This is a genomic window from Micromonospora sp. NPDC047740 (genome assembly GCF_043204735.1).
GTDB lineage: Bacteria > Actinomycetota > Actinomycetes > Mycobacteriales > Micromonosporaceae > Micromonospora.
In genome coordinates this window covers 235,386-258,144 of record NZ_JBIDCT010000005.1, presented here as the reverse complement: position 1 = coordinate 258,144, position 22,759 = coordinate 235,386, and the positions used below count along the sequence as shown (strand labels likewise).

The 22,759-nt window shown below is 71.9% G+C and carries 14 protein-coding genes and 1 pseudogene; 7 read left to right on the top strand and 8 right to left on the bottom strand.

The genetic code is table 11. The features are described from left to right. The first annotated feature begins 43 nt into the window (after positions 1-43). Positions 44-448: a hypothetical protein gene (locus tag ACGF4F_RS12165; RefSeq protein ID WP_073835962.1), complete on the top strand. Its 405-nt coding sequence runs from the start codon at positions 44-46 to the stop codon at positions 446-448. Positions 449-562: 114 nt separating this feature from the next. Here ACGF4F_RS12165 and ACGF4F_RS12160 read toward each other — a convergent pair whose 3' ends face one another. Beyond that, complete coding sequence (locus ACGF4F_RS12160; protein ID WP_357440798.1) at positions 563-2,293, bottom strand: glycoside hydrolase family 6 protein; 1,731 nt, start codon at positions 2,291-2,293, stop codon at positions 563-565. 603 nt (positions 2,294-2,896) lie between these two features. On the opposite strand from ACGF4F_RS12160, the gene ACGF4F_RS12155 reads away from it, so the two are divergent. Both ACGF4F_RS12155 and ACGF4F_RS12150 read left to right on the top strand, forming a co-directional pair. Beyond that, on the top strand, positions 2,897-3,832 hold the full coding sequence (locus ACGF4F_RS12155) for a hypothetical protein (RefSeq protein WP_393077027.1): 936 nt from the start codon (positions 2,897-2,899) through the stop codon (positions 3,830-3,832). After that, complete coding sequence (locus ACGF4F_RS12150) at positions 3,819-4,583, top strand: class F sortase (RefSeq protein WP_357440792.1); 765 nt, start codon at positions 3,819-3,821, stop codon at positions 4,581-4,583. Before ACGF4F_RS12155 ends, ACGF4F_RS12150 begins: the two co-directional genes overlap by 14 nt. 70 nt (positions 4,584-4,653) lie before the next feature. Here the strand turns inward: ACGF4F_RS12150 and ACGF4F_RS12145 are convergent, their stop codons facing one another. Continuing rightward, positions 4,654-9,720 (bottom strand): NAD-glutamate dehydrogenase, encoded by a 5,067-nt coding sequence (locus tag ACGF4F_RS12145; RefSeq protein ID WP_393077024.1) that lies wholly within the window; start codon positions 9,718-9,720, stop codon positions 4,654-4,656. A 278-nt stretch (positions 9,721-9,998) separates the two neighbouring features. On the opposite strand from ACGF4F_RS12145, the gene ACGF4F_RS12140 reads away from it, so the two are divergent. Beyond that, complete coding sequence (locus ACGF4F_RS12140) at positions 9,999-11,966, top strand: penicillin-binding transpeptidase domain-containing protein (RefSeq protein ID WP_357440786.1); 1,968 nt, start codon at positions 9,999-10,001, stop codon at positions 11,964-11,966. Positions 11,967-12,244: 278 nt separating this feature from the next. Here the strand turns inward: ACGF4F_RS12140 and ACGF4F_RS12135 are convergent. From ACGF4F_RS12135 to ACGF4F_RS12110, 6 genes and pseudogenes are all read right to left on the bottom strand, one after another. Then, positions 12,245-13,402, bottom strand: a pseudogene (locus ACGF4F_RS12135) (arginase family protein); the annotation flags it as partial. Between the two features lie 67 nt (positions 13,403-13,469). Continuing rightward, on the bottom strand, positions 13,470-14,375 hold the full coding sequence (locus ACGF4F_RS12130; RefSeq protein WP_073835956.1) for a tetratricopeptide repeat protein: 906 nt from the start codon (positions 14,373-14,375) through the stop codon (positions 13,470-13,472). A 115-nt stretch (positions 14,376-14,490) separates the two neighbouring features. Beyond that, positions 14,491-16,179, bottom strand: a complete 1,689-nt coding sequence (locus tag ACGF4F_RS12125; RefSeq protein WP_357440783.1) for a methylmalonyl-CoA mutase family protein — start codon at positions 16,177-16,179, stop codon at positions 14,491-14,493. Positions 16,180-16,275: 96 nt separating this feature from the next. Further along, complete coding sequence (locus ACGF4F_RS12120) at positions 16,276-16,689, bottom strand: Asp23/Gls24 family envelope stress response protein (RefSeq protein WP_357440780.1); 414 nt, start codon at positions 16,687-16,689, stop codon at positions 16,276-16,278. 84 nt (positions 16,690-16,773) lie between these two features. Further along, on the bottom strand, positions 16,774-17,709 hold the full coding sequence (gene meaB / locus ACGF4F_RS12115) for a methylmalonyl Co-A mutase-associated GTPase MeaB (RefSeq protein WP_357441077.1): 936 nt from the start codon (positions 17,707-17,709) through the stop codon (positions 16,774-16,776). A gap of 44 nt (positions 17,710-17,753) precedes the next feature. Continuing rightward, positions 17,754-18,950, bottom strand: coding sequence for an acetyl-CoA C-acetyltransferase (locus ACGF4F_RS12110; RefSeq protein ID WP_357440778.1), 1,197 nt, complete (start codon positions 18,948-18,950; stop codon positions 17,754-17,756). Positions 18,951-19,011: 61 nt separating this feature from the next. On the opposite strand from ACGF4F_RS12110, the gene mce reads away from it, so the two are divergent. The 3 genes from mce (at position 19,012) to ACGF4F_RS12095 (ending at position 22,634) form a co-directional block, all read left to right on the top strand. Continuing rightward, positions 19,012-19,482: a methylmalonyl-CoA epimerase gene (mce, locus tag ACGF4F_RS12105; RefSeq protein ID WP_357440775.1), complete on the top strand. Its 471-nt coding sequence runs from the start codon at positions 19,012-19,014 to the stop codon at positions 19,480-19,482. Positions 19,483-19,751: 269 nt separating this feature from the next. Further along, positions 19,752-21,107, top strand: coding sequence for a crotonyl-CoA carboxylase/reductase (gene ccrA / locus ACGF4F_RS12100; RefSeq protein ID WP_357441074.1), 1,356 nt, complete (start codon positions 19,752-19,754; stop codon positions 21,105-21,107). A 276-nt stretch (positions 21,108-21,383) separates the two neighbouring features. Next, entirely contained in the window at positions 21,384-22,634 is a 1,251-nt protein-coding gene (locus ACGF4F_RS12095) for a DivIVA domain-containing protein (protein WP_357440772.1), read from the top strand. The last annotated feature ends 125 nt before the right edge of the window (positions 22,635-22,759 follow it).

The window sequence follows — 22,759 nt, the reverse complement described above, 5'->3', positions numbered from 1 at the left end:
GGTACGCCAGGGGGATCACGGAACGGGACAGGAGGGCAGCAGCATGACGGATCGTGACCGCGGCGAGCGGCCGCTGGAGGAGACCCCCGAGGTGGCCGCGGCGGTGGACGACGACAGCACGGTGCCGCAGCTGCGCAGCGGCGGCGGCGCCGACCGGGACAACCCGACCTTCACCGAGCCCGACGGCGCGGTGCCCGACACCGGGTCACCGGACATCCTCGGCGACCCGTACGCGGCCGGCACCGGGCCGACCGGCACCGGGACCGGGGCCACCGGCACCGGCACCGAGGGGGCCGGGCGCAACATCCGGACCGGCGCCGAGCAGCCGTGGGACCCGGAGGACCTGGTGCTGGCCCGGGGCCAGGACCTCACCCGGGAGAACATCGAACGGGCCCGCCGTGACCTGGCCGAGCTGGGCCGGGCGGCGATCGAGAAGACGGTTCCCTGACGGCCGTACGCCGAGAGGGACCCGAGGGCCCCTGGTCGACCGAGTGCCGACCAGGGGCCCGGGGGAACCCGCGCGGCGGCGCCTCACTCCGCTGCGGGTGGGCCGGCCGCCGGCTCAGGAGAGCGGCGGGTAGGCGTTGCGCATGAGCTCCTGGAACTGGGCGGCGAACCAGTGGCCCGAGACCGGGGCGTCGGGCAGCGCGCCGCTCGGGTTGTTGCCGTTGCGGGCGTTACCGGTGTAGGTCGGGTCGCACATCCGGTCGAAGCCCTTGCCCTCGTCGTTCGGGATGGCGCTACTGGAACCGTCCGACTCACCCGGGGGCTTGATCCAGACGTAGGCGTCGATACCCGCCTCGGGCGCGGCCTTCGGCCGCTCGCCGAGGCCCGCGCCGGCCTGGTTGCACCAGTTGCCGGCGTGGATCCGGCGGTCGATGCGGCCACCGTTGACATAGGTGTCGACGTTCGTCGTCGCGCCCGGCCCGGTGGGCCGCGCCGAGCCGCCCCAGCCGTTACGGGAGGTGTCGATCAGCATGCCGATGCCGCTGTCAAAGCCCACGGAGACCAGCTTCTGCCGGAACGCCTGGGCGAACGACAGCTCGTCGACGTACTGGTTCCAGTCGATCCACTTGGACTGGCGGACGGACGTGCCGTTCACCGAGTCAGTGATCTTGACGTACGGCTCGCGCAGAGCCGAGTAGTTCGCCGTGTTGACGATGAAGCCGTGCACGTTGCGTACCGTGCTGCCGGAGGCGACGGCCGCGCTCTTCAACATGTCCGCGGTCGGGCCGAAGTTGCTGTCCCAGCCGATCCAGCCGTGGTGCGCAGCGTCGATGTAGTTGTAGACGTTGCCGATCGCGCCCAGCTTGGCCAGGGCGTAGCCGACGCCGTTCACGTACGCGCCGTTGGCCTTGACGGTGTCGCACATCGCGGTGCCGCCCGCCTGCCCGGAGGTGTTGGTCACCAGGTTGGGCAGCGAGTCGATCTCGATGATGTTGATGATCCGCAGGTTGGCGTACTTCGGGTCGGCCTGGATCGCCGCAATCGGGTCGATGTACTCGGCCTTGTAGCGGGGCAGGTCATTCGGGCCGAGCTCACCGTTGGAGGCCAGCGCGGCGCAGTCCCGGCCGGGCAGGTTGTAGATCACGAACTGGATGTAGCCGGCGCCCTGCCGCAGTGCCTCGTCGAGGTGGGCGCGCATGCCCCGGGCCCCGGGGGTGCCGTTGATGGCGGCGATCCGGTCCATCCACACGCCCGTCGGGTTGTTCGAGACCCGGCTGCCGCCCGGCTCGGCGTCCGCCTTGGCCTTCCAGTCCGGATTCACGTAGCCCTTCGCCCCGACGTACGGGTTGTCCGCCTTCTGCCCCGGCGGCGGGCTCGAGGGCGGCGGGCTGGACGGCGGCGGGGTGGTGGGCGGCGTGCCGCCGGTGCAGACCGTGCCGTTCAGGGTGAACTGGGTGGGCTTCGGGTTGGCGCCGCTCCAGGCGCCGTTGAACCCGATGGTGGTACTGGCGCCGGTGGCCAGCGAGCCGTTGTACGATTCGTTCTGCGCCGTGACGTTCTGACCGCTTTGCGACCACCGCGCCGACCAGCCGTTGACGACCGACTGCGAACTGTCCGGGAAGGTGAAACCAAGCGTCCAGGCGCTGAGCGGGTCACCGAGGTTCTTGATCGTCACGGTGGCGGTGAAGCCACCCGGCCAGTCGTTCGTGGTGTAGTCCACACCGCACTGGGTCGCGGCCTGCGCCGCGGTGACCGGGAGGGTCACCAGCCCGCCGGCGACCAGGACGCCCGCACCGGTCAGCGCGAGTGCCCGGCTCCGGCCGGACAGCCTTCTCCACAGATTCATGCCACTGATCTCCTTGGGCGAGGCCGGATCCGCGTACGGCCCGGCGAATGGCCCTCGGGACGTCCGGCTGGGACGGCCGTCGGCGCCACGGGTGTTTTCGGGGATGCCCGACCCGGACGGGCGGTGGTGGTGATCGACCGGCCGGCACCGCCGGCCGAGGAGTCGGACGCCGCCCGATCGACCCGGGTGCCCTCGACGTCTGGACTCGCGGTGTGGCTCCCCAACCGCGTGCAGCGATTCTTGCATGGGAGCGCTTCCATGGCAATGCCTCGATATGAGTTCCCGGTCGGCAAAGGGGAGAACAGCCCAGGCGGTATCGGCACGGCCGGTTGCCGGCAGACGGGCCCGAGCCGGTGGAACACGGCAGGGCAGCGCCGCAGCGGGGCGTGCGGCACAGGTACGTCCAGGTGGGCTGCGGCACTGCGGAACCCTCCGAAGAGGCTCGGCAATGCCACATAAGGCTCCTAGCACCTCTATCCCCCTAAGCGCCAACAAACTCTTAAACACGAATCTTTCCCCGGATAGCTCGCGAAAAGGTCTAACGTCGGGCGTAGCTCGACCGCCGTCGGGCTCAGGACAAACAGGGATGGAGTGACGCAGGTCATGGGAAAGAAGATGCTCGGGAAGGTCGTTGCGGGTGCCGCTCTCGGCGGCGCGTCCCTGCTGCTGTTCTCGCCCGGGATGGCGAACGCGGCCGGCCCCGGCACGTACGCGGGCGACGTCGCCGCCAAGCCGCAGGTCAGCCTTCTTGAGACCTGCCCGGGGGGGCACGGGGACTGGGACCGCAAGGACTTCGACCGCAAGGACTTCGACCGCAAGGACGAGGACCGCAAGGACTTCGACTTCAAGGACCACGGCTTCAAGGACGAGGACCGCAAGGACCACGACCGCAAGGACCACGACCGCAAGGACCACGACTTCAAGGACGAGGACCGCAAGGACCACGACCGCAAGGACCACGACTTCAAGGACGAGGACCGCAAGGACCACGACCGCAAGGACCACGACTTCAAGAACGAGGACCGCAAGGAAGAGAACAAGAAGGAAGAGAACAAGAAGGACGAGCAGGGCAAGGACTGGCAGGGTAACGACAGCTGGCAGCCCGGTGCCTACGGCCAGGGCGGCGGCATGGTCGACGACCAGTCGGACAAGGACCGCAAGGACCAGGACCGCAAGGACCAGGACCGCAAGGACCACGAGGCCAAGGACGAGGACCGGAACGACCAGGACAACAAGGAACACGACCGCAAGGACATGAAGGACGAGGACCGCAAGGACCACGACCGCAAGGACGAGGACCGCAAGGACAACGGCTTCAAGGACGAGGACCGCAAGGACCACGACCGCAAGGACTTCGACCGCAAGGACGAGGACCGGGACCACTGCTTCCCGAAGGGCCACGTTGACGGTGGTGACGGTGGCATGACCACCACCAGCATGGACCGCGGCATGGCCGCCAGCGGGGTGGGCGTGATCGGCGCCGCCGCACTGGGCGGGATGGTCCTGCTGCGCCGGCGTCGGGCCAATGACCTCGTCTGACCGGACGGCGACTCGGGCCGGCGGCCGTCACGGGAGACCGTGGCGCGCCGCCGGCGTGGTCGTCGTCGTCCTGATCGCCATGCTGGGCGCCGGCCTGATCGGGGCCTCCGTCCGGACCGTGCCGCCTCCCCGGCCACCCCAGCCGCTCGCCCAGGCCGGAGCCGCCGGGACGGCCTCGACCCCCACCTCGCCCACCCTCCCGGGCCCCTCCGACGACAGCGGTACGGTGACTGCCGACCAGGCGTCCGCCGACGACACGGCGACGCCGAACCCGGATCTCGCCCCCGCCGCGCTGCCCCGGTCGGCCCCGACGACCATCTCGATCCCCCGGATCGGGGTGAACGCCGAGATCATGCGCCTTGGTCTGAACGCGGACGGCACCGTCCAGGTGCCCCCGCTGGAGCAGGCCATGAAGGCGGGCTGGTACGCCCCCGGGGCCAGCCCCGGAGAGGTCGGCAACGCGGTCATCGTCGGGCACGTCGACTCGGCCAAGCTCGGGCCGGCGGTCTTCTTCAACCTCGGCTCGCTCAAGGCGGGCGACACCATCAGCGTCGCCCGGGAGGACGGCTCGACCGCCACGTTCACGGTCAACGAGGTGAAGTCGTACCCGAAGACCGCCTTCCCCACCGAGTTGGTCTACGGCCCCAGCGACAAGCCCAGCCTCCGCGTGGTCACCTGCGGCGGGCAGTTCGACCAGAGCTCCGGCAGCTACCTCAACAACGTCATCGCCTTCGCCACCATGACCCGGTGAGGCGGTGCGGAACGGGCGCGGCCCGGTGGTCGGGTGACCGACCACCGGGCCGCGCCGGCGTCCGTACGGGTCAGGCCGCCGCCGAGGTCCGCACCAGGGTACGGATCTGCCGCAGCAGCACCGACAGCGCGGAGAGGTCGGCGCGGGACTCGTCGAACTCCCCCATCGCCCGGTGCGCCCGGTGGATCGAGGTGGCGTTCGCCTGCTCCCACTCCTGCACCCGGTCGGCCGGCGACACGCTGTCCGGGGTGGAGCCGAGGACCTCTGCCGTGAGCGCGGCCAGCGCGGCGTACAGGTCGTAGCGCAGCGCCATCCGGGCCAGCGTCTGCCAGCGATCCTCGCGCGGCAGCAGGGAGATCTTCGACAGCAGGGCGTCCACCCGGAACCGGTCGGAGAGGACGAAGTAGACCGAGGCCACCTCGCCCACGTCCCGGCCCGTCGACTGGGCGGTCTCCACCACGTCCAGCAGGCCGAAGCTGTACATCAGCCGGGTCGCCTGCGCGGCCAACTCCCGGGGCAGCCCCTTCCCGGTCAGCGAGTCGATGTGGGCGGCGATCGCCTCCCGCTCACTGCCGTAGAACAGGTTCTCCAGGTCGGGCAGGAGCCGGGCCACCCCGTCCCGCAGCCGAGCGATCTCCCCCGGCACGTCGATCGGCGAGCGCCGGTTGGTCACCAGCCAGCGCACCGCGCGGTCGAGCAGCCGGCGGGTGTCGAGGAAGACGCTGGTCTGCAAGTCGGGCGAGACCTTGTTGTCCAGCGCCTCGATCGCGTTCCAGAGCTCGCGGAGCCCGAACACCTCGCGCACCACCACGTACGCCCGCAGCACGTCCGCGGCCGACGCGGCCGTCTCCTCGACCGTCCGGAAGACGAACGAGATGCCGCCCCGGTTGATCGCCTCGTTGACCAGCACGGTGGTGACGATGTCCCGGCGCAGCCGGTGCTGGCCCATCCGGCCGGCGAACCGCTCGCGCAGCGGAGTGGGGAAGTAGTTGACCAGGATGTCGGTCGTCCACTCCTCGTCGGCCAGTCCTTCGGCGACGATCTCCCGCTCCAGCACGATCTTGACGTACGCCAGCAGCACCGCGAACTCCGGCGCGGTCAGCCCGTTCTCGGTCCGGACCGCGAGTTCCTCGTCCGGCGGGAGTGCCTCCAGGGCCCGGTCCAGCGCCCCGGAACGCTCCAGCTCGTTGATCATCCGGCGGTGCACCGGGAGCAGCGAGGCGGCCTGCGCCTGGGCGTTGTTGATCGCGCGGGCCTGCTCGTAGTTGTCCCGCAGCACCAGCTCGGCGACCTCGTCGGTCATCTCGGCCAGCAGCTCGTCGCGCGCGGGCCGGTCCAACTCGCCGTCGGCGACCGCCGTGTTGAGCAGGATCTTGATGTTCACCTCATGGTCGGAGCAGTCCACTCCGGCCGCGTTGTCGATGAAGTCGGTGTAGATCCGCCCACCGTTCTGCGCGTACTCGATCCGGCCGAGCTGGGTCCAGCCCAGGTTGCCGCCCTCGCCGGCCACCCGGCAGCGCAGAGTCTTGCCGTCCACCCGGATGGCGTCGTTGGACTTGTCCCCGACCTCGGCGTTGGTCTGCGTCGACCCCTTCACGTAGGTGCCGATGCCGCCGTTCCAGAACAGGTCCACGGGCGCGGTCAGGATGGCCTTCATCAGCTCCTGCGGGCTGAGCTGCGTCGCGTCCTCGTCGAGGCCGAGCACTGCACGCACCTGCGGCGAGATCGGCACCGACTTGGCGGTACGCGGGTACACCCCGCCGCCTTCGGAGATCAGCTCCTGGTTGTAGTCCTCCCAGGACGACCGGGGCAGCTCGAAGAGCCGCTTCCGCTCGGCGTACGAGGTGGCCGCGTCCGGGTCCGGGTCCAGGAAGATGTGCCGGTGGTCGAAGGCGGCCACCAGCCGGATGTGCTCGGAGAGCAGCATCCCGTTGCCGAACACGTCGCCGGACATGTCGCCGACGCCGACCACGGTGAAGTCCTGGGTCTGGGTGTCGTGCCCCAGCTCCCGGAAGTGCCGCTTCACCGACTCCCAGGCGCCCCGGGCGGTGATGCCCATCTTCTTGTGGTCGTAGCCCGCCGAACCGCCGGAGGCGAAGGCGTCACCCAGCCAGAAGTTGTGCGCGGCCGAGATCTCGTTGGCGATGTCGGAGAACGTCGCGGTGCCCTTGTCCGCCGCCACCACCAGGTACGGGTCGTCGCCGTCGTGCCGGACCACGTCCTCCGGCGGCACGATCTCCCCGCTGGCGATGTTGTCGGTGACGTCCAGCATCGCCCCGACGAACTCCTTGTAGCAGACCACCGCCTCGTCCCGGTCGCCCGGCTTCTGCTTCAGCACGAAGCCGCCCTTGGCGCCCACCGGCACGATCACGGCGTTCTTCACCATCTGCGCCTTGACCAGGCCGAGCACCTCGGTGCGGAAGTCCTCCCGCCGGTCGGACCAGCGCAGGCCGCCCCGGGCCACCGGCCCGTACCGCAGGTGCACCGCCTCGAATCGGGGCGAGTAGACGAAGATCTCGAACTTCGGCCGCGGCGCCGGCAGGTCCGGGATCGCCTGCGGGTCCAGTTTGAACGCGACGTACGACTTGGGCCGCCCGCCGACCGGCTTCTGGTAGAAGCTGGTCCGCAGGGTGGCCTGGATCAACGTCAGGTACGACCGCAGGATGCGGTCCTGGTCGAGGCTGACCACGTCGTCCAGCGCCGCGCCGATCGCCCCGACCAGCTCGCCGCTGCGCTGCCGCCGCTCGTCCATGGTGGTGGCGCCCGGGGCGAACCGGGTCTCGAAGAGCTCCACCAGCAGCGACGCGATCGCCGGGTACGCGATGAAGGTCTGCTCCATGTACTCCTGCGAGAAGACCGTGCCGGCCTGCCGCAGGTACTTCGCGTACGCCCGGAGCACCACCACCTGCCGCCAGGTGAGCCCGGCCCGGAGCACCAGCTCGTTGAAGCCGTCCACCTCGGCTTCCCCCCGCCAGGCGGCGGCGAAGGCGTTCTCCACGTGCGGGCGCACCTCGGCCAGGTCCTGGTGCACCTCGGGCAGTCGCAGGCCGAAGTCGTACAGCCAGATCCGGCCGTCGACCCGTTCCACCTCGTACGGGTGCTCGTCGACCACCCGGACGCCGAGCGAGTGCAGCACCGGCAGCACGGCGGAGAGCATCATCGGCTCGCCGTACCGGTAGACCTTGAACCGGACGTCCATCGTCTCGTCGACATCCGCGCCCCGGCCGCCGCCGTTCACCCGCGGTGCGAGCTGCTTGCGGAACAGGTGCATCTCGAGCTGGCCGGGCTCCTCCAGCAGCTCCAGCTTGGCCAGGTCCTTCATCGCCTCGTACGGCGTGTGCCCGTCCTTGTAGCCCTCCGGGAACGCGTCGGCGTACCTGCTGAACAGGTGCTTGGCCTGCTCGTCGCCGAGCTTGCGCTCGAGCACCAGCCGGTAGTCGTCGTCCCAGAGCCGGGTGGCGTCGGCCAACTCCTCGGCGAGCAGGTCGGCGTCGATCTCCCCGGGCGGGTTGTTCGGGTCGGTCCGGACGATGAAGTGCACCCGGGCCAGCATCGACTCGGTGACCCGGGTGGTGTAGTCGACCCCGACGCCGTTCAGCTCGCGCAGCAGGATGTCCTGCATGCGTAGCCGGTTCTGGGTGGTGAACCGGTCCCGGGGCAGGTAGATCAGGCAGGAGATGAACCGCCCGTACCCGTCCCGGCGCAGGAAGACCCGCAGCTGCCGGCGGCCCGCCATGCGCAGTACGCCGATCACCGCGTGGTAGAGGTCGTCGGTCTTGATCTGGAACAGCTCGTCGCGCGGGTAGGTCTCCAGGATCTGCAGCAGGTCCTTGCCGGAGTGGCTGCGCAGGCTCAGTCCGGAGCGGTCCAGCACCTCGGCGACCTTGCGGCGGACCACCGGGAGCTCCTGGACGCTGGTCCGGTAGGCCGCCGTGGAGAACAGGCCCAGGAACCGGCGCTCGCCGACCACCTCGCCGGCGTCGTTGAAGATCTTGAAGCCGATGTAGTCGAGGTAGGCCGAGCGGTGCACGGTGGCCCGCGAGTTGGCCTTGGTGATGATCAGCAGCCGCTTCTCGAGCACCTTCTCGTGCGCCTCAGGGGTCATCGAGGACAGCGCCCGGGCCTCCGGCGAGTCGGAGCGCAGGATGCCCAGCCCGGTGCCGAGGACGGCTTCGAGGGCCTGGCCGCCGTCCGCGCCGTCGGTGTCGACGAGCCGGTACTCGCGGTAGCCGAGGAAGGTGAAGTGATCGTGCGCCAGCCAGCGCAGCAGCTCCACCGAGTCGGTGATGTCCTTCTCCGGCACCGGCGGCCGGCTGTCCGAGGTACGCGCGGCGGCCAGCTCGTCGGCGAGCGCGAGGGCCCGCTGGCGCATCTTGGGCCAGTCCTCGACGGCCTCCCGGACGTCGGTGAGCACCCGCTGCAGCTCCTTGCGCAGCTTCTCCCGCTCGGCCGGGTCCCGGATCGGGTCGATCTCGATGTGCATCCAGCTCTCGACCAGGTCACCGGCGATCGCGTCGTCCGGCTCCACGTCGGCGGAGACCTCGGTGAGCCGGCCCAGCGGCTCGCGGCGGACCACGACCAGCGGGTGCACCAGCAGGTGCACGTCGATGTGGTGCGAGTTGAGCAGAGCGGTCACCGAATCGACCAGGAAGGGCATGTCGTCGGTGACGATCTCGATGACGGTGTGGTGCTGGTCGGCGTCCGGCTCGTGGATGCGCAGCTTCAGCTCGCCCGGTACGCGCTGCTGAGCCAGGTCCCGGTGCGCCCGGGCGGCGTCGAGCATCTCCTCGGCGGTGAAGCCGATCAGCTCCTCGTCCGGCGCGAACCGCCAGAAGCGGCTGACCAGCGTCGCCGCGTCGTGGTCGTCGCCGGCCAGCGCGACCGCCTGGGCCACCAGGCGCTCCGCGTTGGGTACCGGCTCGTCCAGTTCGGCGTCGTCCGACTCCTCGGCCAGCGCCTGCGTGGGCAGGCCCAGCTCGTAGAGCGTGTCGACGCTCGAACCGGTCATCCCGGTCGCTCCTGTGTCGAGACGGCCGAAACCGTCCCCGTCGGTCGCCGAATCGAAGCTGTCATCGTCCCGACTGGTATCAACCTGCCGGAGGTCGGGTCCCGGTTTGATCGCCGGACGCCGGTCCATCGGTGCCACTCCCCTCGACCCACCGCGTTGTGGGTCACTCTCCCGCCCAGCCTAGGCCCTACCGGTCTGCCCGTTCGTCGGCGGACCACTGGCCGGACGTCCGGATCGGGACTCTGTCCTTTCACCCGTTGCGGTTCCGTGGTCGGCCCGGTCGCGGAGTACCCGGACTGGCGATGTTCATCACACTGCCCCGCTGCGCTCTTTGCCTGCTCGCGGGGCGGTGGAGAAGGGCGCGCCGTACTAGCGTGCAGGGCAGTTTCCTACCGGAGGACTGCTGCATGCCCACGTCGTACCCCGTTCGCCACCGCCTCTCCCCTCGCCGGCCGGTCCGTGCGGCGCTGGCCGCCGCCGTGCTCGTCGGGGGCGGGTTGGTCGGCTGCTCCGGCGCGGACGGGCCGGAGCGGAGCGTCGCCGCGTTCCTGACGGGCTGGCGCTCCGGCGATCTGCAGGCGGTGGGCTTCATCGACCCCACCGGGGCGCGCGTCCCGGCCGCCGAGGTGGCCAAGGAGCTCAAGGCGCTCTCCGGCGACCTGGCCGGCACCCCGCCGGAGCTGAAGGCCGCCGGCGAGCCGAAGATCACCGCCGACATCGCCACCGCGCGGGTCCAGGTCACCTGGACGCTGCCCGGCCAGACCCGCTGGAGCTACGAGACACCGGTACGCCTCCGGCACGGCGCCGACGACCAGTGGCAGGTGATCTGGGAGCCCGCCGTGGTGCACGAGAAGCTGGAGCCGGGCGACCGGCTCGCGCTGCGCCGCGACCGCGCGGCCCGGGCCGGGGTGCTGGACGCCGCGGGCAAACCGATCGTCGCGCCCCGCCCGGTGGTCCGGGTCGGCGTGCACCCCGCCGAGGTCAAGGACGTCCCGGCGCTGGTCCGCCAGCTGGACGCCGCGTTCAAGGCGATCCGGCCCCCGCTCACCCCGCCGGTCGACCTCTCCGACCTGCCCAAGCGCATCGAGGAGGCCGACCAGGGAGCACTCGTCGAGGTGGTGACCCTGCGGGAGGAGGCGTACCGCCAGATCAAGCCCAGGATCTACGACTTGCCCGGCACGAGGTTCCCCACCGACCAGCTCGACCTGGCACCGACCCGGGAGTTCGCCCGGGCCCTGCTCGGCTCGGTCGACCCGGCGCAGGCCGACGACCTCAAGGCCCACCCCGACCGCTACGTCGCCGGTGACCTGGTCGGGCACGGCGGCCTCCAGGGCCGGTACGACGAGCGGCTGCGCGGCGTCCCCGGGCTGACCGTGGTCACCGAGCGTCCCGGGTCCGAGGGCACCACCACCCCCACCGGCATCGAGGTCTTCCGCAGCGAGCCGAAGCCGGGACAGCCGCTGAAGACGACCCTCGACGTGGCCACCCAGAACGCCGCCGACGCGGCGCTGCGCGGGCAGGCCCGGCGCTCCGCCCTGGTGGCCGTACGGATCAGCGACGGCGCCGTGCTGGCCGCCGCCAACGGCCCCGGCCCGGCCGGCGAGAACCTCGCCTTCACCGCCCAGGTGCCGCCCGGCTCGACGTTCAAAATGGTCAGCGCGCTCACCCTGCTGGACAAGGGGGCGGTGACTCCGGACGCCCGGGTGGACTGCCCCAAGACCCTGGACGTGGACGGCCGCTCGTTCAAGAACTCCGACAACTTCGAGCTGGGGTCGGTCCCGTTCACCACCGACTTCGCGAAGTCCTGCAACACCGCCTTCGCCTCCCTGGCGCCGCAGCTCGGGCCGGACGGGCTCGCGGTCACCGGCCGCGCCCTCGGCCTGGAGGCGAAGTGGGACCTCGGCGTGGACGCCTTCACCGGCAAGGTCTCGGCGAACGGCGGCCCCACCGAGCAGGCCGCCGCGGCGATCGGCCAGGGCACCACGGTGGTCAGCCCGCTCGCCATGGCGGCCGCCACCGCCGCCGTCGCGCGGGGCCACTGGGAGCAGCCGAAGCTGCTGCTCGATCCCGCCCCGCAGCAGCCCGCCCCGGCCGGCCCGGACCTGAAGCCCGAGTCGGTGGCGGCGCTGAAGACGATGATGCGCGCGGTGGTCACCAGCGGCACCGGCAGCGCCCTCGCCGGCGTCCCGGGCGGCCCGGTGTACGGCAAGACCGGCACCGCCGAATACGACAACAACCCGGCGCACACGCACGCCTGGTTCGTCGGCTGGCAGGGCGACATCGCCTTCGCGGTCTTCGTGGAGCAGGGCGGGTCGAGCACGGCCAGCGCGGTCCCGATCGCCGCGCGCTTCCTCCGCGCCCTCCCCACCCGCTGACCCGTGTCCCGCCGCCCCTCTCCCGATCAGGCAAGCGCCGGCGGAGGTCAGGCGATGTCGATGCCCGGCCGCGACGAGGCGTTGCCGGTCGACGCGGTCGGGCCGTCCTCGGCGACGGACACCCGGCGGAGCAGGCCCGGACCCGCCGACGCGGGCGGCCCGACCGGCTCGGAGGGCGCAGACTCGTCCCGTGCCGGGACGCGCCGCAGCCGGCCCGACCCCGGACCGACCTGCTCGGGCCCGTCGCCCTCGTCCGCCACCAGCTGTGGCGACAGGCCCGGCCCGGCAGTCCCGGCGGGCGGCGCCTCGTCGCTGTCCACGTCGGCGGCCAGGGAGACAGCGGGGTCGCCGTCGGCGGGCTCGCTCGGCGTCGGTGCGGGGCCGATCGGCTCCACGGCGACCGCGGGGGCCGGGGTCGTCACCGGGGAGGGCAGGACGCGGCGGTTCGCGGGACGGCCGTTGCCCGGTCGGGGGGCGGGTGCGACCGGGCCGGCTGGCAGCAGCCGCGGCGGCGCCGCGCTGGGCGCGGAGACCGGCGCGAGCCCGGCCACCACAGTGTTGACGATCTCCGCGGCGTACGACCCGTCGGGGTCGTAGTCGGGGTCGAAGACGGTCAGCTCGACCCCGAGGCAGTGCGGGGTGTCCACCAGCCCGGTGAGCAGGATCTCCAGCTCGGCGAAGGCGATCCCGCCCGGGTCGGGGGCGTCGACGGCCGGCATCACCGCCGGGTCGAGCACGTCCACGTCGATGTGCACCCAGTAGCCGGCGCAGTCCGCCAGCTGCTCGTGCGTCCACTGGGCGGTACGGGCGGCGCCCTCGGCGCGCAGCGCCGGCACCGGCCGGGTGGTGATGCCGGCGGCCTGCAGGTCGAGCCGGTACTCGTCCTGCGCCCGGATGCCGAGGACCACCACGTCGATGTCGCGGAAGTAGGGGCGTCGCCCCTCGATGGCGGCCAGGTCGGCCTGCCCCCGGCCGGTGACCAGGGCCAGGTCCTCCCCCGCCGCCGCGCCCACGTACGAGGCGTTGCCGGGGTGCCGGAAGTCGGAGTGGCCGTCGACGAAGACCAGCCCGATCCGGCCGCCGACCGCCTCGCCGAGCCGGTGCATGGCCAGCGCCGAGCCGAGCAGCACCGAGCAGTCCCCGCCGAGCACCAGCGGGAACTCCCCCCGGTCGATGATCGCGCCGATCCGGTCGGCCAGCGCCGCCGAGTACGCGGCGATCTCCGGGGCGTGGCAGACCCCGTCGCCGGGGCGCCAGTCGCCCGGGTCGTACCGGGGTGGGGTGAGGCAGCCCGCGTCGCGGGCCCGCAGCCGGGCGAGCAGGTCGTGGTCACGCAGCGCGCCCGGCGCCTTGGCGCAGCCCGGGACCGAGCTGGCCGTGGGTGGGCGCAAGCCGAGGTTGGTCGGCGCGTCGAGGACGGCGATTCGGCGCATCATGGGCTCCCGTCCTCGATGATCGGGGCGGGCCGGCCGGTACGCCGGCCCGCGCTGGCGTGCTACGTGCTCAGAACAGGGCGCTCGCCAGGGCCCGCCGGGCCGAGGCAACCGCGGGGTCTTCCGGACCGGCGATGGTGAACAGGCCGACCAGGTGCTGGCGTACCTTCTCCCGGTCGTCACCGGCGGTGCGGCGAACCAGGCCGACCAGGCGCTGGTAGGCCTGCTCGGCCAGGCCGCTGAGCACCTCGATGTCCGCGGCCAGCAGTTGGGCGTCGACGTCGTCGGGGTTGGCCTGCGCGGCGACGAGCGCGGCCTGCGGGTCGGCGCCGGCCACCCGGCGGGCCAGTCCGACCTGGGCCAGCCCCGCCTCCGCCGCCGCGTCCGCCGGGGACTCCGCGAGGATCTTCCGGTACGCCCGCTCGGCCGCGTCGAGGTCGCCGGTCATCAGCGCGTCGTCGGCCTCGGCGAGGCGCGGGTCCTCGGGCGCCTCGACGCTGACCCCGCCGGCCTTCAGCACGGCCTGGATCCACTGGCGCAGCTGGGCCTCCGGCACCACCCCGGAGAAGGCGTCGATCGGCTGCCCGCCGACGATCGCGTAGACCATCGGGATGCCCTGCACCCGGAACATCTGGGCGATCCGCGGGTTGGCGTCCACGTCCACCTTGGCGAGCACCCACGCGCCGGCGCCCTCCACCGCCAGCCGTTCCAGCACCGGGGAGAGCTGCTTGCACGGCTCGCACCACTCGGCCCAGAAGTCCACAATCACCGGGGTGGTCAGCGAGCGTTCGAGGACCTCGGACTGGAAAGTCGCCTCGGTGACGTCGATGACGCTGACCCCACCGACCGCGCCGCCGGGCGCGCCGGCGGGGGGACCGGACTTGGCTGGGGCGGGGTTGGGGGCGGTGCTGCGCAGGGCGCTGAGGTCGACCGCGCCGCGGGTGAAGATCGACGAGGTGATCCGTGGGTCGCTCATGGTTATCTAGTCTCGCACGTGTCCCGCTGAACTCAGATCAACCGCGACGGCGACAGTTGCAACTCTCACGCCAGGTGGGCGCCGGTACCGGGCGTCCCGGCACCGGCGCGGCCACTCAGAAGCGGGCGGGCTCGCGGTAGACGCCCCACTCGGCGCGCAGCGCGTCGCAGATCTCGCCGAGGGTGGCCTCGGCGCGGACCGCGTCCAGCATGGCGGGGATCATGTTCTCCCCGGTCCGGCTGACCTCGACCATGCGCTGCACGGCGGCCTTGACCGCGGCGTCGTCGCGGGCGGCCTTGCGCTCGGCGAGCACCCGACGCTGCTCCAGCTCCACCTCGTGCGAGATGCGCAGGATCTCCAGCTCCTTGGCGACGGTGCCGGTGTGGCAGTTGACGCCGACGATCTTCTTGTCGCCCTTCTCCAGCGCCTGCTGGTAGACGAAGGCCGACTCGGCGATGTGCCCGGTGAACCAGCCGTCCTCAATGCCGCGCAGGATGCCCGAGGTCATCGGGCCGATCTTGTGCGGGCCCTCGCCGCCGAGCTGCTTGATCCGGGCGAAGATCTCCTCCGCCTCGGCCTCGATCCGGTCGGTGAGCGCCTCGACGTACCAGGAGCCGCCGAGCGGGTCGGCCACGTTGGTCACCCCGGTCTCCTCCATCAGCACCTGCTGGGTACGCAGGGCGATCTCGGCCGACTCGTCGGTGGGCAGGGCCAGGGTCTCGTCGAGGGCGTTGGTGTGCAGCGAGTTGGTGCCGCCGAGCACCGCCGCGAGGGCCTCCACCGCGGTACGCACCACGTTGTTGACCGGCTGCTGAGCGGTCAGCGACACCCCGGCGGTCTGGGTGTGGAACTTCAGCCAGAGTGCCTTCTCGCTGGTGGCGCCGTAGACGTCGCGCAGCCAGCGGGCCCAGATCCGGCGGGCGGCCCGGAACTTGGCGATCTCCTCGAAGAAGTCCACGTGGGAGTCGAAGAAGAAGCTCAGCCCCGGCGCGAAGACGTTGACGTCCAGCCCGCGGGAGAGCCCCAGCTCGACGTAGCCGAACCCGTCGGCCAGGGTGTACGCCAGCTCCTGCGCGGCGGTCGCGCCGGCCTCGCGGATGTGGTAGCCGGAGACCGACAGCGGCTTGTACTTCGGGATCTCCCGGGCGCAGTACTCCATCAGGTCGCCGATCAGGCGCAGGTGCGGCTCCGGGTCGAAGAGCCACTCCTTCTGCGCGATGTACTCCTTGAAGATGTCCGTCTGGAGCGTGCCGTCCAGCCGGGACAGGTCGGCGCCCTGCCGCTCGGCGGCGACCAGGTACATGCAGAAGACCGGCACGGCCGGGCCGGAGATGGTCATCGAGGTGGTCACGCCGGCCAGGTCGATGCCGTTGAACAGCACCTCCATGTCGGCGGCCGAGTCGATGGCCACGCCGCAGTGGCCGACCTCACCGAGCGACTGCGGGTCGTCGGAGTCGCGGCCCATCAGCGTCGGCATGTCGAAGGCGACGGAGAGCCCACCGCCGCCGGCGCCGAGGATCATCTGGTAGCGCTCGTTGGTCTGCTGGGCGTTGCCGAAGCCGGCGAACTGTCGGATGGTCCAGGTCCGCCCGCGGTAGCCGGTCGGGTAGAGCCCCCGGGTGTAGGGGAACTCGCCCGGCCAGCCGATCCGCTCGAATCCGGGGTAGGGCACGCCCTCCGGCGGGCCGTACACCGGGTCCACGGTCATGCCGGAGAGCGTGGTGAAGTCCGCGTCCCGCTTGCGGGCGGCGTCGTAGCGGGCCTGCCAGCGGGCCCGACCGGCGGCGATCTCGTCGGCGTCCATGCGCGGAGCTCCTCCTCGAGTCCTCGACTGAAGACCGAGTGTAGAACGGTGGCCTGAACGATCGCTAAGGATCTGGGTACCGGCCGGTAACCTGGCTCAGGCCGAGGGTGCCGCGGGGCCGCCCAGGGCCACGTCGTCGACCCGGATGTTGATCTCGTCGACCCGCAGCCCGTACGCCTCCACCGCCGAGGTCACCGCCGAGCGGACCGCGTCGGTCACCTCGGGGACCGGCCGGCCGCCGTCGATCACGATGACCAGGTTGACCAGCGCCGCGCCGTTGGTGACGTGCGCCGAGCAACCCCGCCGCGCGTCGCCGACCTGGTCCAGCCCGACCCGGTCCAGCACGGCGTTGAAGAACCGCGCCACGTCGCCACCGAGCTCGGCCACCCCGGGCACGGACTTCGCGGCGGCCACCGCGATCTTCTCCACCACCTCGTCGGAGACGTGCGTCGCGCCGCCCGCCACCGCGTCCGGCGTCACCGACAGCTCCTGGGTCGCCTCGTCAGCCATGCTCCACCCGCCCCCTCGTCCAACCCCACGACCGCCATGAGGCGGTGCGAGCGTACTAGTTGGGCCGGGTCCGCAGTGGACCGCTCAGGCCCCCAGCTGGGCCAGCAAATCGGCGGCGGCGGCGTACGGGTCGATCGCGCCCTCGGCCACCTTGGCGGCGAGCGTCGGCAGTTGCGTACCGTCGCGCAGCGAACCGATCCGGGCCCGGAGGGTGCCGAGCGCGATCGCCTCGATCTCGGCGGCGGCCCGCGCCTCCCGGCGGCGGCGCAGCTCGCCGTGCCGCTCCAGCCAGTCCCGGTGCTTGTCGATCGCGGCGGCGATGTCGTCGATCCCCTCGCCACGCGCGGCGATCGCCCGGACCACCTGCGGCCGCCACTCCCCCGGCCCGCGCTCGCCCAGCGCGATCATGCCCTGGATGTCGCGGACGGTGGCGTCGGCGCCGTCCCGGTCGGCCTTGTTGACCACGAAGACGTCGGCGATCTCCAGGATGCCGGCCTTGACCGCCTGGATGGCGTCGCCCATGCCCGGGGCGAGCAGCACCAGCGTGGTGTCGGCCAGCGAGGCCACCTCGACCTCGGCCTGCCCGACGCCCACCGTCTCCACCAGCACCACGTCGCAGCCGGCGCCCTCCAACACCCGGACCGCCTGCGGCGTCGCCGCGGAGAGCCCGCCGAGGTGCCCCCGGCTGGACATCGAGCGGATGTAGACGCCGGGGTCGGTGGCGTGGTCCTGCATCCGGACCCGGTCGCCGAGGATCGCCCCGCCGGTGAACGGGCTGGACGGGTCGATGGCCAGCACCCCGACCCGGTGACCGCGCGCCCGCAGCGCCCGGACCAGCTCGTTGGTCGTGGTCGACTTGCCCACCCCGGGCGACCCGGTCAGCCCGACCACCTGGGCGTGCCCGGCGTACGGCGCGAGGGCCGCCGCGACCTGCGGCAGCACCTCGTCGCCGGACTCGACCAGGGTGATCAGCCGGGCCACCGCGCGGGGGTCACCCGTGCGGGCCCGCTCCACCAGCATCGGTACGTCCCGGCTGCGGCGCACCGATGGCTCACTCCTCACGCTCACCGGTCAGCGGCACCCGAGGGCACGTGGATGATCAGCGCGTCGCCCTGGCCGCCGCCGCCGCAGAGCGCGGCCGCGCCGGTGCCGCCGCCCCGGCGCTTGAGCTCCAGCGCCAGGGTGAGCACCAGCCGGGCGCCGGACATGCCGATCGGGTGGCCGAGCGCGATGGCACCGCCGTTGACGTTGACCTTCTCCGGGCTGACGGCCAGGTCCCGGGTGGACTGGATGCCGACCGCGGCGAACGCCTCGTTGATCTCGATGAGGTCGAGGTCGGAGACGGTCAGGCCGGCCTTCTTCAGGGCGTGGTTGATGGCGTTGGACGGCTGCGAGTGCAGGGAGTTGTCCGGGCCGGCCACGTTGCCGTGCGCGCCGATCTCGGCCAGCCAGGTCAGCCCCAGCTCCCTGGCCTTGGCCTTGCTCATCACCACCACGGCGGCGGCGCCGTCGGAGATCGGCGAGGAGCTGCCGGCGGTGATGGTGCCGTCGGAGGTGAACGCCGGGCGCAGCTTGGCCAGCGACTCGGCCGTGGTGTCCGGACGGATGCCCTCGTCCTCGCTGATCACCAGCGGGTCGCCCTTGCGCTGCGGGATGACCACCGGGGTGATCTCCTCGGCGAAGTTGCCGTTCTTCTGGGCGGCCGCGGCGCGCTGGTGGCTGGCCGCCGCGAAGGCGTCCTGCTCCGCGCGGGTGATGCCGTGCTTCGCCCCGAGCCGCTCGGTCGACTCGCCCATCGAGCAGCAGTCCCAGGCGTCGGTGAGGCCGTCCAGGGCCATGTGGTCCTTGATCGTGACGTCGCCGTACTTGTAGCCGCTGCGCTGGCCGAGCAGCAGGTGCGGGGCGTTGGTCATCGACTCCATGCCGCCGGCCACCACGATGTCGAACTCGCCGGCCCGGATGAGCTGGTCGGCCAGCGCGATGGCGTCCAGGCCGGAGAGGCAGACCTTGTTGATGGTCAGCGCCGGGGTGGTCATCGGGATGCCCGCCTCGACGGCCGCCTGGCGGGCCGGGATCTGACCCGCGCCGGCCTGGAGCACCTGCCCCATGATCACGTACTGCACCTGGTCGGGGGTCACGCCGGCGCGCTCCAGCGCCGACTTGATCGCGATGCCACCGAGCTTCGTCGCCGGGAGATCCTTGAGGTTGCCCAGCAGGCGCCCCATCGGGGTCCGCGCGCCGCTGACGATCACCGAAGCCATGCCTGCCTCCGAGGGGGTGCCGACCTGTACGCCTTAACGATTGTTCGGTCAGACTAGCGCCATGGCTGAGAACTCCCCCGTCGAGCCCGCTGCCGACTATGTCACAGACATCGGCCTGCGCCGCATCGACCACGTCGGGATCGCCGTGGCGGACCTGGACGCCGCGATCGACTTCTACCAGCGCACCTTCGGGATGCGCTGCGTGCACACCGAGACGAACGCCGAGCAGGGCGTACGCGAGGCGATGCTGGCCGTCGGGCCGACCACCGAGGGTGGCTGCGTGCAGCTGCTCGCCCCGCTGTCGCCGGAGTCGACGATCGCGAAGTTCCTGGACCGCAACGGGCCGGGCGTGCAGCAGGTCGCGTACACGGTGACCAACATCGACGCGGCCTGCGCGGCGCTGCGCGAGCGGGGCGTACGGCTGCTCTACGAGACCCCGAAGCGGGGCACCGCCGACTCCCGGATCAACTTCGTGCATCCGAAGGACGCCGGCGGCGTGCTGGTCGAGCTGGTCGAGCCGGCCACCCGGTGAGCCGCCGGGGAGGGCCGAGCGGCCCTCCCCACCCGCGGAAACGCGCGGCGGTGCGCGGTTCAGCGGTCCCACGGACGCCTCCACGCATCGGCGGATGCAGTTTTTCACAGGAGACTTCCGGCCCTAGCTACCGTTCAGTAACGTCCGGCCCCACAGGAGTGCGACCGGTGCCGGATGTGTCGATTGCCGACATGGCGGACCCGTCGCACCGGCGCCGACGATGGCAGCACCCCTGCCCCGGTGTGGGTGCGGACGAACGGGAGGTCACCGTGCACGACATCCTCGATGCGATCATGGCGGCGGAGGGCTCCGCGCAGCCGGAGCGGGAACTCGCCGGCCTCGCCGGCCTGCCGGTACCGGAGAGCTACCGGGGCGTGGTCGTCCGCGCCGAGGACACCCGGATGTTCGACGGCATGGCCACCCGGGACAAGGACCCGCGCAAGGCGCTGCACCTCCAGGAGGTGCCCACCCCGGAGCTCGGCCCGGGTGAGGCGCTGGTCGCGGTGATGGCCAGCGCGATCAACTACAACACGGTCTGGACCAGCATCTTCGAGCCGCTGCCCACCTTCAGGTTCCTCCAGCGCTACGGCCGGGTCTCCGATCTGGCCCGCCGGCACGACCTGCCCTACCACGTGGTGGGGTCGGACGCGGCCGGCGTGGTGCTGCGGACCGGGCCCGGGGTGACCCGGTGGAAGGTCGGCGACGAGGTGGTCGCGCACTGCCTCTCGGTGGAACTGGAGGACGCGGCCGGCCACGACGACACCATGCTCGACCCGCAGCAGCGGATCTGGGGCTTCGAGACCAACTTCGGTGGCCTGGCCGAGCTGGCCGTGGTCAAGGCCAACCAGCTCATGCCGAAACCGCGCCACCTGAGCTGGGAGGAGGCGGCCAGCCCCGGCCTGGTCAACTCCACCGCGTACCGGCAGCTCGTCTCCCACCACGGGGCGAACATGAAGCAGGGCGACGTGGTGCTGATCTGGGGCGCCTCCGGCGGCCTGGGCAGCTACGCCACCCAGATGGCGCTGGGCGGCGGGGCGATCCCGGTCTGCGTGGTCTCCTCGCCGGAAAAGGCCGAGCTGTGCCGGCGGATGGGCGCCGAGCTGGTCATCGACCGGGCCGCGGAGGGCTTCCGGTTCTGGCGCGACGAGGAGACCCAGGACCCGGACGAGTGGCGCCGCTTCGGCGAGCGGATCCGCGAACTGACCGGCGGCGAGGACCCGGACATCGTCTTCGAGCACCCCGGCCGGGAGACCTTCGGCGCCAGCGTCTACGTCGCCAAGCGCGGCGGCACCATCGTCACCTGCGCCTCCACCAGTGGCTACCAGCACCAGTACGACAACCGCTACCTCTGGATGCACCTCAAGCGGATCGTCGGCAGCCACTTCGCCAACTACCACGAGGCCTGGCAGGCCAACCGGCTTGTCGCGCTCGGCAAGGTCCACCCGACGGTCTCGCGGACCTACCCGTTGGCGCAGACCGGCCAGGCCGCGTACGAGGTGCACCGCAACGCACACCAGGGCAAGGTGGGTGTGCGCTGCCTCGCCCCGACCGACGGCCTCGGTGTCCGGGACACCGAGCTGCGCGACCGGCACGAAACGGCGATCAACCGGTTCCGCGGGCACTGACCCGTCCGGGTGGTCCCGGCACCATCCGCATGGTGGCGGCATTGCGCTTTCCATTGCGCGGCGCGCGATTCGGCGATGCTCGACAAAGGGCCGCGGGCCACCGACCCACGGCCCTTTCCGCGCGCGCCTCGCGTCCCGCCCGGCGCGCCTGGGACCTGCCAAGATCGCCGGTTCGGTCCGGTCCCAACCGGCTCCCGAAGTTGACCATGTAAACAGGACACGAAAGCTGCGGACCGCTCTTGCGAAGCACCCTGGGGCGTCTGCCAGTATGTCCCAATGCCCCAGCAGCAGTCCTCCCCTCTTGCGTTCTTCGATAACGCGAACACGCAGCCAGATTTCACCGTTGGCCTGCGCGGATACAACACCAACCAGGTCGACGACTTCATCGGCCGGTTGAGCGCCGCGCTGAGCCAGTCCGAGCAGGCCCGGGCCGAGGCCGAGCAGCGGATGAACGACGCCCAGCGTCGGCTCCGCCAGGCCGAGCAGCGCCAGGGCGCGTTGGAGCAGAAGCTCGCCGACACCAACAAGCAGCTCGAGGAGAACAGCCGGCCGACCCTCTCCGGCCTGGGCACCCGCGTCGAGCAGATCCTCCGGCTGGCCGAGGAGCAGGCCAACGACCACCGCAACGAGGCGAAGCGCGAGTCGGAGGGCATCCTCTCCGCGGCCCGCCTCGAGGCGCGCGAGATCACCGACAAGGCACGCGCCGAGGCGGCCGCCATGAAGGCCACCGCCGAGCGGGAGGCCGGCAGCGTGCGTACCGCCGCCGAGCGGGAGGCCGCCGAGGTCCGGGTGCAGGCCCGCCGCGAGGCGGACACCTTGCGCGCCGACGCCGAGCGGGAGACCAAGCAGCTGCGTACGGTCACCGCCCACGAGGTGGCCGAGCTGAAGTCCACCGTCGAGCGTGAGGTCGCCACCCTGCGCGCCACCGCCGAGCGGGAGATCACCCAGCAGCGGGCCAAGGCCGCTCGGGAGGCCGAGGAGAAGCGCGCCGAGGCGACCAAGCTGCTGACCGACGCGCGGGACAAGCGCGACAAGGACCTCCAGGCCCTGGAGCTCCAGCTCGCCGAGCGGCGGGAGAAGGCCGAGCGCGAGGAGTCCGAGCGGCACGCCGCCCAGGTCGCGCAGACCCAGAAGCTGGTCAGCGAGGCCGAGCAGCGGGCCCGGGCCGCCCAGGAGCGGGCCAAGGAGATCGAGCAGCGGGCCGAGGCCCGCCGGGTCGAGTCCGAGCGCACCGCCAACGAGACGGTGGACAAGGCCAAGGCGCTGGCCGACAAGACCCTCAACGAGGCGAAGGCCGAGGCGCAGCGCCTGCTCAGCGAGGCCCGTACCGAGGCGGAACTGACCACCCAGGCGGCCCGCCGCGAGGTCGAGGACCTCACCCGGCAGAAGGACGCCGTCACCTCGCAGCTCGGGCAGATGCTCTCCGGCCTCGCCGGCATCGTGCCTGGCGTGCCGGGCGGCGGCGCCAAGCCGGCGGCCAAGTCCGGTGACGCCGAGGAGAAGGTGACCGCCGAGTCGGCCAGCTGAGACACCCGCACCGGGGCATGAGCCACGGCGCGGGGTGACACCGGGTAACCGGTGTCACCCCGCGCCGTCATGCATTTCCCGCCCGTTTCGACCTGTCAGTGAAGTAGGTCCCAGCAGGGGCGTCC

Bases quoted from the DNA above. Each gene is read 5' to 3' on its own strand.
- ACGF4F_RS12165 (WP_073835962.1), top strand. From the start codon at position 44: ATGACGGATCGTGACCGCGGCGAGCGGCCGCTGGAGGAGACCCCCGAG.
- ACGF4F_RS12160 (WP_357440798.1), bottom strand. From the start codon at position 2,293: ATGAATCTGTGGAGAAGGCTGTCCGGCCGGAGCCGGGCACTCGCGCTG.
- ACGF4F_RS12155 (WP_393077027.1), top strand. From the start codon at position 2,897: ATGGGAAAGAAGATGCTCGGGAAGGTCGTTGCGGGTGCCGCTCTCGGC.
- ACGF4F_RS12150 (WP_357440792.1), top strand. From the start codon at position 3,819: ATGACCTCGTCTGACCGGACGGCGACTCGGGCCGGCGGCCGTCACGGG.
- ACGF4F_RS12145 (WP_393077024.1), bottom strand. From the start codon at position 9,720: ATGGACCGGCGTCCGGCGATCAAACCGGGACCCGACCTCCGGCAGGTT.
- ACGF4F_RS12140 (WP_357440786.1), top strand. From the start codon at position 9,999: ATGCCCACGTCGTACCCCGTTCGCCACCGCCTCTCCCCTCGCCGGCCG.
- ACGF4F_RS12130 (WP_073835956.1), bottom strand. From the start codon at position 14,375: ATGAGCGACCCACGGATCACCTCGTCGATCTTCACCCGCGGCGCGGTC.
- ACGF4F_RS12125 (WP_357440783.1), bottom strand. From the start codon at position 16,179: ATGGACGCCGACGAGATCGCCGCCGGTCGGGCCCGCTGGCAGGCCCGC.
- ACGF4F_RS12120 (WP_357440780.1), bottom strand. From the start codon at position 16,689: ATGGCTGACGAGGCGACCCAGGAGCTGTCGGTGACGCCGGACGCGGTG.
- meaB (WP_357441077.1), bottom strand. From the start codon at position 17,709: ATGCTGGTGGAGCGGGCCCGCACGGGTGACCCCCGCGCGGTGGCCCGG.
- ACGF4F_RS12110 (WP_357440778.1), bottom strand. From the start codon at position 18,950: ATGGCTTCGGTGATCGTCAGCGGCGCGCGGACCCCGATGGGGCGCCTG.
- mce (WP_357440775.1), top strand. From the start codon at position 19,012: ATGGCTGAGAACTCCCCCGTCGAGCCCGCTGCCGACTATGTCACAGAC.
- ACGF4F_RS12095 (WP_357440772.1), top strand. From the start codon at position 21,384: ATGCCCCAGCAGCAGTCCTCCCCTCTTGCGTTCTTCGATAACGCGAAC.